This window comes from Cellulophaga omnivescoria, from assembly GCF_027915275.1.
Lineage (GTDB): Bacteria > Bacteroidota > Bacteroidia > Flavobacteriales > Flavobacteriaceae > Cellulophaga > Cellulophaga omnivescoria.
Genome location: NZ_CP115819.1, coordinates 1,950,801 through 1,963,272 on the forward strand (window position 1 = coordinate 1,950,801; position 12,472 = coordinate 1,963,272).

The window sequence follows — 12,472 nt, forward strand, 5'->3', positions numbered from 1 at the left end:
GGATGCTTTAATTTATATTTGTTGAGATTTACTCAGCAGCAGGAGCCTCAGCAGCTTCCTCTTCTTCGTCATCATCATCAGTAGCAACAACGTTACGAGATGATTTAACCTGTACAACAACTGTATTGTTTGGGTGTAAAATAGTAAAATCATCATTTATTAATGAAGATACTGATATGTTACCACCAATTTTTAATTTATTGATATCTACATCAAAGAAATCTGGTAATTTAGCTGGTAAAGCTTTAATAGTAAGCTTTCTTTTTCTAAATAATAATCTACCACCATTTCTAACCCCTGGAGAGTTACCAACTAAACGAACAGGAATATCCATAGTTACCGCTTTATCATCAAATAATTGGTAAAAATCTATGTGAATAATTCTGTCTGATACTGGGTGAAACTGAATGTCTTGTATAACTGCATTCACTTTTTCTCCGTTTTCCAAATCTATCACAACTGTGTGCGCGTTTGGAGTGTACACTAAATCTTTGAACGCTAGTTCTGGTGCTGAAAAATGTAGTGGTTGCTTTCCTCCGTATACTACGCAAGGAACCATTCCAGCATTACGTAAGGCTTTAGTTGCTTTTTTGCCCACGCTTTCTCTTTGTGATCCTGTAATTGTAATTGACTTCATTATATATATTTAATTAATGTGCAAAATTAGTGTATTAGATCTATATTACATTAAAAATTTAGAACTAATAGATGTATTGTTGTGTACTCTAGTCATAACATCTGCAAATAACTCTGCAGATTCTACAACTTTAACTTTAGAGCTTTGTTTTTTTAACGGAATTGAATCTGTTACAATAAGCTCTAATAATTTAGATTTTTCAATTTTTTCATAAGCATCACCAGAAAGTAAAGCGTGTGTTGTAATAGCTCTTACGCTAAGTGCACCTCTTTCCATCATAAGATCTGCTGCTTTTGTTAATGTACCTGCTGTATCTACCATATCATCTACAAGTACAACATTTTTACCTTCTACGTTACCAATAAGCTCCATATGAGAAATTACATTTGCTTTTTCTCTTTGTTTGTAACATATAACAACATCACTCTCTAGTGCTTTAGAGTATGCGTAAGCTCTTTTAGAACCACCCATATCTGGAGAAGCAATAGTTAAGTTGTCTAGTTTTAAACTTTTTAAGTATGGTAAAAATAATGTAGATGCAAAAAGGTGATCTACTGGTTTTTCAAAGAATCCTTGTATTTGGTCTGCGTGTAAATCCATAGTAATAATCCTAGTTGCACCAGCTGTTTCTAGCATTTTAGCTATTAACTTTGCAGCAATTGGCACTCTTGGTTTGTCTTTACGGTCTTGTCTTGCCCAACCAAAATAAGGCATAACAGCTGTAATATGCCTTGCAGATGCTCTTTTGGCTGCATCTAACATTAAAAGCATTTCCATTAAGTTTTCTGAGCTTGGATTTGTAGATCCAATAATAAAAACTCTTGCTCCACGAACAGACTCTTCAAAAGAAGGCTGAAACTCGCCATCACTATATCTTGAGAATTTTACTTTTCCTAAGTCAGATCCAAATGATTTGGCAATTTTTTCTGCTAAAGCAGTACTTTGCGTACATGCAAAAATTTTAGGTTCTGGTACTGTGTATGACATTGTTGTGTTGTTGATTTCTATGTTGGTCGTTATCAGTATTTTAAATACCTTTTTTTAAACGAGGTGCAAATTTATAAATTTATTTGTGAAGCTAAAGGATAATTGTTTTTATTTTTTGCAAAATAATTAGAAATTATTTTTACTTTTGCAGCCCGTTACAATTGCTCGAGTGGCGGAACTGGTAGACGCGCTGGATTCAAAATCCAGTTCTTCGGAGTGTGGGTTCGATTCCCACCTCGAGTACTGATAAAAACCGTATTTAATTGATTTTCAATTACTTGCGGTTTTTTTATTTGTTTTTATGCCGAATTTTTGCCGAATTTTTTTGAAAATATTAAAATAGGAATCACATAAGCATTAGTTTAAGAATTGATTTTTAATTTTTGTTGGAATAGAGGTTATGGTAATTTTTTGTTGCTTTTGTAAAAATATTATTTAGCAACAGAATTATTATTTGTTTTTGTTGCTTGTATTTATACTGTTTACTTAATTAGGTAGTTTTAATCCGATAGGAAACTGGAAACTGGAAACATCATTTATAGTTAATTTGGATTTCATCATACTTTACAGGTGTAATAATATCTTCTCTATCTCCTTGCCCATCTCGTTTATATAAATCTTTGCTAATAGGATATGTAGTTAAGAGCTCATCGGGCATATCATCATCAATTACATTTACAATGTCACTTTCAGTTAAAGAATTATCTAACCATACATCAATATCGGTATCCTGCAACAAAACAGGCCTTCTATTTTTTTTGTTGTGAATTTTAGAGAATAGTGGGGTAGCCTCTTTGGTAAGTATAGTAAACGTTGCAACATTATCTTTTGTCAGTGCATATATTCCAGCAACATTAATTAGAGCTTCATTTTTTCGTTGAAAATAAAAAGGAATTTTAAAATCTTTTCCATTTTTTGTTGCAGTGTGTGGTTCATAAAAACCATCAACAGGAATTATGCATCTTTTTGTTGTTGCACTGTTTCTATAATTACTAGAGTAAAATAACTTTTCAGATCTAGCATTTAGTCCAGAGCCATACTTTACTGTTTTTTTGTAGTACTCTTTAGAATTTTCACCTAACTCATAAGGTGGAATGAGTCCCCATTTCATTGGAATCATATATCCTATTTTTTCCTGAGGTAAAACCCATAAATTTGGATGAGTAAAACCATTAGCATAATTATATATATACTCATCATCTACAGACTTATTATTTTCAATGGATCTTAGGTTATAAAATATCTTTATTTCTTTAGCTTTTTTAACTACTCTAATTCCGTAACACATAATTAATTCCGTTTACTATAATTTACTAAAAATTACTGTTGTTAATAACAACAATGTTAAAAATGAGTTTTGATTTGCTTTAATGTGTAATTTTGGAAAATATCCAATTTAATGATGGATTATTTCCAAGTATGAAATCAGAATCAATATTACATTTAGATTTAGATACTTTTTTTGTGTCCTGTGAACGCTTAATTGACTCAAGGTTATTAAAGCGACCTTTATTAGTTGGGGGTACAGGAGACAGAGGTGTTGTGGCTGCCTGTAGTTATGAGACTAGAAAATTTGGAGTACATTCTGGTATGTCTATGAAACTTGCTAGGCAGTTATGCCCAGAGGCAACTGTCATCAGAGGAGATTCTAGTATTTATACAAAACATTCACAAACTGTTACCGAGATTATAAAAGAACGTGTACCCTTGTTTGAAAAAGCAAGTATAGATGAGTTCTATGCAGATTTAACAGGTATGGATAAGTTCTTTGGCACATATAAATTTGCAACAGAATTACGCAACACTATAATTAAAGAAACAGGTTTGCCAATATCTTTTGGTTTATCATCAAATAAAATTGTTTCTAAAGTTGCTACTGGTGAGGCTAAACCTAATAATCAAATGCGAGTAGATAATGGTTTGGAAAAGCAATTTTTAGCACCCTTATCAATTCAGAAAATACCTTCTGTAGGTACAAAAACATATCAAACACTACGCAATTTAGGCATTACAACAGTTCAGATAGTGCAAGAAATGCCTGTAGAAATGTTGATTAGTGCTTTAGGTGTAAAAGGAGAAGTAATATGGAAACGAGCTAACGGAATAGACAGACCTCCTTTAATTCCTTTTCACGAGCGTAAATCTATCTCTACAGAGCGTACATTTTCTAAAGACACTACAAATATGGTGCAGTTAAAAACCACATTAACTGCTATGGCAGAAAATTTAGCGTATCAATTACGTAGAGCTGATAAATTAACTGCTTGCATTTCTGTTCGACTTCGGTACTCCGATTATCAAACCTATTCAAAACAAATAAAAATACCATACACAAGTGCAGATCATATTTTAATACCTAAGATATTAGAGTTATTTGAGCGCTTATATGATAGGCGCTTGTTGATACGCTTGGTTGGGGTAAAATATACAGATATAGTAACTGGTAATTATCAAATAAACCTATTTGATGACACTGAAGAGATGCTAAATCTATATGATGCGATGGATCATATACGTAAAAAGTATGGAGAAAAAAGTATAATGAGAGCAACGTCTATGGGAGCAAAAACCATAGGTCGTTTTCATAATCCATTTAGCGGAGAACCACCAATAGTTTTAGCACACAGAAAGCAATAATGTATATCAATTGTCATACATATTACTCTTTACGTTTTGGCACATTTTCAGAAGTAGAACTTTTGGAAATGGCTAAAGGGTTTGGTGTGTCTTGTTTGGTGCTTACAGATATTAATAACACCTCTGCTTGTTTAAACTTTATTCGCAAATCTAAAGAGTACGGTATTAAACCAGTAATTGGTATTGACTTTAGGAACGGAGCAGAACAATTGTATGTTGGTTTAGCTAAAAACAATGAAGGTTTTAAAGAGTTGAATGATTTTTTATCATTGCATTCTCATACATCAAAACCATTACCTGTGGCAGCGCCAGAGCTTATAAATACATACTTCATTTATCCTTTTGAAAAAGTTTTGCAGTTAGAAAAAACAGAGTTTAAACCTAATGAGTTCATAGGCATATCTATAGAAAACTTAAAACGCTTACCATTTTCTAAATACAAATCTTATGTAGAAAAATTAGTAATTCAGCAACCAGTTACATTTAGAAATAAGAGAGATTTTAATGCACACCGCTTGTTAAGAGCAATTGCAAACAATACGTTATTAAGCAAACTTCAAAAAACAGAAGAAGGACTTCCTTCAGAAAAAATGTTACCTATAAATGAGTTGCTAAAAACCTATGGTGACTTCCCATTTATTATAGAAAATACTAAAAAGCTGTTGTCTACTTGTTCTATAAGTTTTGGTTTTGGTGAAAATAGAGTGTCGCAGAATCAGCAAGTATTTGGAGAGTCCAAAGAAGCAGATTTTGAATACCTAAAACAGCTTTGTAAAATTGGGTTACCAAAACGATATTCTACTATAACTAATACTGTTACAAAGCGTTTAGAGGTGGAGCTTAAAACAATTAAAGAAATGGATTTTGTTTCCTATTTCTTAATTAATCACGAAATAGTAAGCTACGCAAATTCCAAAGGTTATTTACACGTTGGTCGTGGTAGTGGTGCAAATAGTATTGTTGCTTATATAATAGGGATTACAGATGTAGACCCTATAGAGTTAGATTTATACTTTGAGCGTTTTATTAATCCTTATCGTGCTTCGCCTCCAGATTTTGATATTGATTTTAGTTGGAAAGATAGAGATGATGTAACCACATATATTTTTAAACGATTTAAAAACACCGCTTTATTAGCAACCTACAACACTTTTAAATATAGGGCTGTTGTTAGGGAATTAGGTAAAGTATTTGGTTTACCTAAAGAAGAAATAGACAAACTATGCAAAGGTCATTTTTCTATGAATGACATAGATGAAATGGGAAAACTGGTTTTAAAATACAGTGCACTTATTAGAGGGTTTCCAAATTACATTAGTGTACACTCTGCTGGTATATTAATTCTAGAAAAACCAATACATTATTATTCAGCTACAGATTTACCCCCTAAGGGTTTCCCAACGGTACAGTTTGATATGAACATAGCTGAAGATGTAGGTGTTTTTAAATTTGATATTTTAGGACAACGAGGTTTGGCTAAAATTAAAGATGCCATAGATATTATTAAAGAAAATAGACCAGAAGTAGGTGACATAGATATTACTCAGGTTGAAAAATTTAAAGTAGATAAAAACATCAACAAACTTTTAAGTCAAGGTAAAGCAATTGGTGCTTATTATGTAGAGTCTCCTGCTATGCGTGGTTTAATGAGTAAACTTAGGGTTAACGATTATTTAGGTTTGGTTGCTGCAAGTTCTGTAATAAGACCAGGGGTATCTAGCTCTGGTATGAAGAATGAATATATTAGAAGACACCGAGATCCTAAAAGACGTAAACAAGCGAATCCTATTTTAGCAGACATAATGCCCGAAACCTATGGTATTATGGTGTACCAAGAAGATGTTTTAAAAGTAGCAAACCAATTTGCAGATTTAGACTTAGGAGAAGCAGATGTGTTGCGTAGAGGAATGAGTGGTAAGTTTAGATCTAGAGAAGAGTTTACACGAGTAGAAAACAAGTTTAAGGCAAATTGCAAAGCCAAAGGCTACACAGACCAATTAACCACAAAGGTTTGGGAACAAATAGCAAGTTTTGCGGGTTATGCTTTTGCAAAAGGTCACTCTGCATCCTATGCTGTAGAAAGTTACCAAAGTATGTATTTAAAGTGTTACTACCCATTAGAATTTATGGTAGCAGTACTAAACAATGGTGGCGGTTTTTATTCTGCAGAACATTACATACATGAAGCTCGTATGTGTGGTGCTCGTATACATCCACCATGTATTAACAATAGCAACAACCATAATATAATTAAGGGTAAAAATATTTACTTAGGCTTTGGATATGTAAAGAACCTTGAAAAATTAGTAATACAACGCCTACTCACAGAACGGCAGTTGTATGGTAAGTTTAGTTCTTTAGATAATTTTATAGATCGTGTTGCCATAAGCATAGAGCAGTTGTCTATTTTAATAAGAATAGGTGCTTTTAGCTTTACTAAACTACAGAAAAACCAATTGCACTGGCAAGCAATCTTTAAACTAAATAAGTCTAAGAAAAGAAACACAAACCCCAGTTTATTTAAGCCAAAACATAAAAATTTTCAGTTACCAGTACTTGAGCATTCTTGGTTAGAAGATGCGTATGACCAAATGGAGCTTTTAGGTTTTCCTTTGTATAGCTATTTTGATATGATAGCAGAACAACTACTTAGCAACACAAAAGCAACAGAAATGAAAAACTATGTACATAAAGAAGTTTTGTTGTACGGTATTTTGGTAAACACACGTTTTAATACCACCAAGCACAACAAACATATGCGCTTTAGTACATTTATAGACCAAGAAGGTACTTATTTTGATGTTGTACACTTTACAAAAGTAGTAGATAAATATCCTATAACAGGTATTGGTGTGTATGCGTGTTACGGTAAAGTAACTGAAGAATTTGGGCACTATAGTATAGCTGCTATTTGGACACGAAAAATTGCACAGCAAGGAGATCCAAGAGCATCAGACAAACCAACTTTTAAAAGTCTAAAAGAAAAGGGTATTCATAACTAATTCTATACCATTTATAAGTAATTCTTATCCAATTACACATTTCCGTAATTGCAGTAAAAAAAATAGTTTTACATTGTATAAAATTTAATAACCGAATTCCAATATGTGCGTTTATAAAACTATATTGGAGATATAAACGCAGTTAATTGTGTTTATATATAATTAGCAAACATTTGACCCAAGAATGAAAATATTAGTAAATGATTTCAAATCCGAACACGAAAATTATAAGAATATTTTCAAAAATTATGGATATGAAGAAAATGAACTAATTTTTTTCGATTCATTTCAAGAAACAAAGTCTTTTGTAGTCAATCAATTAGAGAGAAACAAGCTTCACATTGATGCCATAATCACTAACGAATCTTCTAAAATGTTTGGTGATAATATGCAAGCATCAAATTTAGAAAGATTTAAAAATGGACTTAATACTTCATATTCTAATGGGAATTTTAGAATAAAATCAATTCCGTTGATTTTGTATTCTCAAAACAAAACAAGAGAAAATATAGGAATAAAAGGATTTGAAGCAGTAATTCAGAAAAACACATCTGGACAGCACGATTTCTTTATTTCACAATTTGAGGAAACAATAAAAAAATGGAGGATAAAACTAATAACAGATTTAGAAAATTTAGAAATTCTAAATAAAAACACTCTGAATTTCCAAGATTCTAATTTTTATAAAACATATTACAAAAAGTCATTTGCCAATAACTCGGAAACTGTTTTTTTATCAAAAACAAATATCGTTTCAAAAGAATACATAAACCTACCAACGCCATTATTACTAGATTGGATGATTCTTGGTAGAGATGAAATTGAAAAAACAATTACAGAATTTAATGCGACATACAATAATCATATCAAATACGATAGAAGAAATAACGAACGAACCATTTTACACGATTTTTTTAATCAAAATAAAATGATTCTTTTGAGAGACGCTTTTGTTGACTTAGAATATGAAAAGAATCTCTACGACTTGAATCAAAAAACAAATGAAGAATGTGACTATATTTTAAAAACAGAGTTCCCAGAATTTCTGAAAACAACATTTTTCGAGGTAAAAAAAGAAGATGTAACTTTCTATGTAAAAAAGAAAACGAAAAGACCTCAATTAAGTAGCAACTATTTATCGCATTTAGAGCAAGTTTGGAGATATAAAGAATATTCTGAAAATAAAGATAATCAATCAGAATTAGAATCAAAATTAGGTTACGGAACTTCAAATTTTGATCATATCCTACTTGCTGGTAGAAAAGAAGAAAAACTTGAAATGAATGACAAGTTTAGTGGAGATTTGAACAGAATGTTTAAAGGAATTGAAGTAATAACTTATGAAGATCTTGAAGAACTTAACATAGATTATTACGACAAGTTTAATAGATTGAGAGTTGAAACTAAATAAAAACGTTTGCCAATAATGGCTATAAGTAATTTACTTTTCTCGTTTACTTCTGATAACCCTCACTGATTTTTAGTTTAGTGTTCAACTAAGTAATTACTCATACTTGAGAGCTTTAGAAATACGTTTAAATTACATTTTTACTTATGCTAAATTCATAAACATACAATAGTTTCAAATCAAAGTTCCATTTTACTATATTTGCTCTAGCAATATAGAATATGATTACAAAAATTGACATTAAAGGCTATAAATCAATTAGAGAGCAAAGCGTTCCTCTAAAGTCTTTAAATATATTGATTGGTGGAAACGGAGTAGGTAAAAGTAATTTTATATCTATTTTTTCCCTAGTTAGAGCTGTCTATGAGCAAAATCTAGCAGACTACGTTATTCGCAAAGGAGGAGCAGATAGCTTTCTTCATTTTGGTAAAAAGAATACTCAAGAAATATTTTTTGACTTCCATTTTGGTAGCGAACGTAAAGATACAAATCGTTTTATAGTAAAATTAGCAAATAATCAGGACTCGTTATACATTAAATCAATTGATACGGCCTTTAAATCATATAAATGGCATTATCAAAATTATGAAAAAAGTATTACAGAATCACAGTTTAAATATACTTACCATGGTCAAGCTTTTTATGTTAATGACAGATTAAAAGAATTTAAAGTATATCACTTCCATGACACTAGTGATACTTCACCTATGAAAGGTTTTAGTAATATCGATGATGATATTTTTTTAAAAAAAGATGGATCTAATATTGCTGCTTTCTTATATCATTTAAAATATTCATATCCTAAAAACTTTATAAGAATAGAAAAAACTATAAAGTCTATAGCGCCGTTTTTTGACGGTTTTATTCTTGAACCATCAGGTAGAAATGAAAATCAAATTAAATTAAGATGGCAAGAAGTGGGTAGCTATGATGCTTATTTTGATGCATATAATTTATCTGATGGAACATTAAGGTTTATTTGTTTAGCTACCTTGCTTATGCAACCTGAACCGCCAAAAACTATTATAATTGATGAACCCGAATTAGGTTTACATCCTGTAGCTATAAACAAACTGGCGAGTTTAATGAGAAAAGTTACCGATAAAACTCAACTTATTGTTTCTACTCAATCCATAAATTTAATAGATAATTTTGAACCAAATGATATAATTGTTGCTGATAGAGAAAAAAATGAAACAGTGTTTCATCGATTAAATAATGAAGAATTAAATAGTTGGTTGGAAGATTATAGTTTGGGGGATGTATGGGGTAAAAATGTGTTTGGTGGTCAACCTCTTTAAATAATAAAAATGAAAAGATTAGTTTTTATTGTAGAGGGAGATACTGAAGTTATTTTCATAAATGATGTGGTCATTCCATATTTATACAATCTTGATTTCAAAAATCCAATGAATGCTCAAACCATTATAACAAATCGAAAACAGCATAAAAAAGGAGGAGTAGTCAATTATGAATATTTAAAAAATGACATCAACAGAGTACTTGCACAAGGAAATGTAATAATAACAACATTTATTGATTTTTTCCGTCTTCCTACCAATTTTCCCAACTTTACGATTGATTCCAAATTAATTAATACAATTGAAGAAGGTATATCTATAGATTTTGATAATAACGAAAATATAATTCCATATATACAAAGACATGAACTTGAGGCTTTAATGTTTGCTAAAAAAGATGGTTTTGAATTAGTTATTGATGAAGACGACAAGCTTCTTTTAATAGAAAATATTATTGAAGAATATCCTAACCCAGAGGATATCAACAGTAATCCTGAAAATGCACCTTCAAAAAGACTAGAAAGAATTTTCAAATATGATAAGGTTGCTGATAGTGAATTGATTTTTGGAATGTTAGATATTCAGTCAATAATTGATAAATGCCCACGATTTAATAATTGGATGCAAAATATTATTGAAAAATTATCAGAATAAACTAGTTGCCAACAAAGTACTAAGATGATAATACAAACAAATTCTTCGTTAATTTGCGGCATTATTATAGTAAGCTCATAGATTCCAATACTGGTTCTTTGAGCTCTTTTTTTTTTCTCATTATATAAGCAATATAAAAACACAGGTCTTATTACACGACTTTCTCACCTATGATTAAGACTTATGGCTTTGTAAAAAAACACTCCAATCATTGAGGAACTTTTATAGATCCTAAATTTATTATTTCATAGATATTTCTGGTGAGGTAAATATAAATATACTTCAAAACTTACCATTTGTAAACTATTACATACCAACTATACAATTTATTGGTAATAGACAAAGAACAATTCTAATTTGTAAGCCATTACAAATAATTAGAGTTAGGAGTTGAATGCGAAAAAATTGAACCCTATACGTTTATATTAGATTTATTAAGGCTTCAAACTTTTTTAATTGCATTACGGAAAGCCGTAAGGATATAAAAATAAAGGATAGTAAATTCACCTAAAAACCAACTACAATGAAAAAATATTTAATGCTTTTAGTATTTATAATAATAACTATTAATTCGTATTCACAAACCTGTAGTGAAATAATGGAATTTGTAAAATCAAAAAGTTCAGGGACAACATATAGAAGTTATGATAGTGAAGCCATATCTAAAGTTACATTTTATGAGGTGTATGTAGATTATAAAACTCTCTATTTCGCAGTTGTTTGTTTCAAGAAAAAATATTCTGTTTCATGCAGTGAATATATCTATCAAGTTGGCTCTAATACTAAATTTAACTACTCTTTAGACCACTATGACAGTGCAGGTAAAGCATTTTGGAAACACATACAGCCGTATAATGAAAATCTCAAATGTGCTCCTACATTTGACTAAATCAATTATGACCAACAACCAAACTAGACTTTAAAATGTTATGAGACAAACATTAGTCATAAATAAAAAACAAGAAACTGAATTACAACAAATTTTAAGTGAGTTAATTTTCTCCCTTAAAAAAACATACTCAGAAGAAGACTTACTATCCTTATCTTATTTTATAATAAAAGAGAGTGGTAAGCAAACTTATAATTCAAAAAAAGATACTACAATAAAACTTTTTAAGGCAGTTGGTAAATTTTCGGGGAGAACTTATTCTTCAGCAAAAAATAAGGCCAAGCAATATAACAAGTATGGTTTTAAAGCTCAATTTGTTAATGACATTAGCAATACTAAAAAATCATTATCCGATACACCTGATAATATAAAATCTTTAGGACTAAAAATAAAAGAAAGAGCTATAAGTGTAAATGAAAATTTCTTAAAAAAAACCAAAGATGAAAAAATAGAATTAATCTCTGTTGGTGTAATGGGGATATTAATATTTTTTGCTTCCGCAGGAGGTGAAGATTTTGAAGGCGGATTACCAGATAGTGATTTAGCTTTAGGGATTGGTTTTCACCGACACTTTATGAGTCACTCAATTATTATGGGGTTTATAATTGAATTTTTAATGAGATCTGGGGTAGAACTTATTAATAAATCATATAAAAACTTACCTCAAGACCACCATCCTTTTTGGGATAAAACTAACAAATACATTAACAAACATAAAGGCGTTGCAATTGGTGCTATGTGGGCAGGCATCAGCGCTCACTTACTAAAAGATTCAGGCATACTAGGACACGGCATTAAGCCTTATAACGGTTTACCTGTTGAATTATCTATGACTGCGCATCAAGGATTATTTGCGGCAAATAGTACTGCTTCAGCAATATTTGCACATCAAGATATAAAGAGGTCATAACACTTAAGCCTATCTGAATAGATTCGCAAATATTACTACAATCATTA

At 30.7% G+C, this 12,472-nt stretch carries 10 protein-coding genes and 1 tRNA gene; 8 read left to right on the forward strand and 3 right to left on the reverse strand.

What is annotated here, in order from left to right:
• Positions 1-28: 28 nt before the first annotated feature.
• Positions 29-637 carry a 50S ribosomal protein L25/general stress protein Ctc gene (locus PBN93_RS08695; protein WP_077401570.1) on the reverse strand — a complete coding sequence of 203 codons (609 nt, stop codon included), beginning with the start codon at positions 635-637 and terminating at the stop codon, positions 29-31.
• A gap of 45 nt (positions 638-682) precedes the next feature.
• Positions 683-1,624 carry a ribose-phosphate pyrophosphokinase gene (locus PBN93_RS08700; protein WP_077401573.1) on the reverse strand — a complete coding sequence of 314 codons (942 nt, stop codon included), beginning with the start codon at positions 1,622-1,624 and terminating at the stop codon, positions 683-685.
• Positions 1,625-1,787: 163 nt separating this feature from the next.
• On the opposite strand from PBN93_RS08700, the gene PBN93_RS08705 reads away from it, so the two are divergent.
• A tRNA-Leu gene (locus PBN93_RS08705) sits at positions 1,788-1,867 on the forward strand.
• A gap of 289 nt (positions 1,868-2,156) precedes the next feature.
• Here the strand turns inward: PBN93_RS08705 and PBN93_RS08710 are convergent.
• Positions 2,157-2,912 carry an SOS response-associated peptidase gene (locus PBN93_RS08710; RefSeq protein ID WP_271080444.1) on the reverse strand — a complete coding sequence of 252 codons (756 nt, stop codon included), beginning with the start codon at positions 2,910-2,912 and terminating at the stop codon, positions 2,157-2,159.
• A 131-nt stretch (positions 2,913-3,043) separates the two neighbouring features.
• On the opposite strand from PBN93_RS08710, the gene dinB reads away from it, so the two are divergent.
• The 7 genes from dinB (at position 3,044) to PBN93_RS08745 (ending at position 12,425) form a co-directional block, all read left to right on the forward strand.
• Positions 3,044-4,261 (forward strand): DNA polymerase IV, encoded by a 1,218-nt coding sequence (gene dinB, locus PBN93_RS08715; protein WP_271080445.1) that lies wholly within the window; start codon positions 3,044-3,046, stop codon positions 4,259-4,261.
• Positions 4,261-7,263: a DNA polymerase III subunit alpha gene (locus PBN93_RS08720; protein WP_271080446.1), complete on the forward strand. Its 3,003-nt coding sequence runs from the start codon at positions 4,261-4,263 to the stop codon at positions 7,261-7,263. The genes dinB and PBN93_RS08720 overlap by 1 nt, the downstream gene beginning before the upstream one ends.
• Before the next feature lie 184 nt (positions 7,264-7,447).
• Complete coding sequence (locus PBN93_RS08725) at positions 7,448-8,674, forward strand: hypothetical protein (RefSeq protein ID WP_271080447.1); 1,227 nt, start codon at positions 7,448-7,450, stop codon at positions 8,672-8,674.
• A 218-nt stretch (positions 8,675-8,892) separates the two neighbouring features.
• Positions 8,893-9,972, forward strand: coding sequence for an AAA family ATPase (locus PBN93_RS08730; protein ID WP_271080448.1), 1,080 nt, complete (start codon positions 8,893-8,895; stop codon positions 9,970-9,972).
• A gap of 9 nt (positions 9,973-9,981) precedes the next feature.
• Positions 9,982-10,626: a DUF4276 family protein gene (locus PBN93_RS08735; RefSeq protein ID WP_271080449.1), complete on the forward strand. Its 645-nt coding sequence runs from the start codon at positions 9,982-9,984 to the stop codon at positions 10,624-10,626.
• A gap of 523 nt (positions 10,627-11,149) precedes the next feature.
• Positions 11,150-11,515, forward strand: a complete 366-nt coding sequence (locus PBN93_RS08740) for a hypothetical protein (RefSeq protein ID WP_271080450.1) — start codon at positions 11,150-11,152, stop codon at positions 11,513-11,515.
• Positions 11,516-11,555: 40 nt separating this feature from the next.
• On the forward strand, positions 11,556-12,425 hold the full coding sequence (locus tag PBN93_RS08745; protein ID WP_271080451.1) for a hypothetical protein: 870 nt from the start codon (positions 11,556-11,558) through the stop codon (positions 12,423-12,425).
• Positions 12,426-12,472 lie beyond the last annotated feature (47 nt).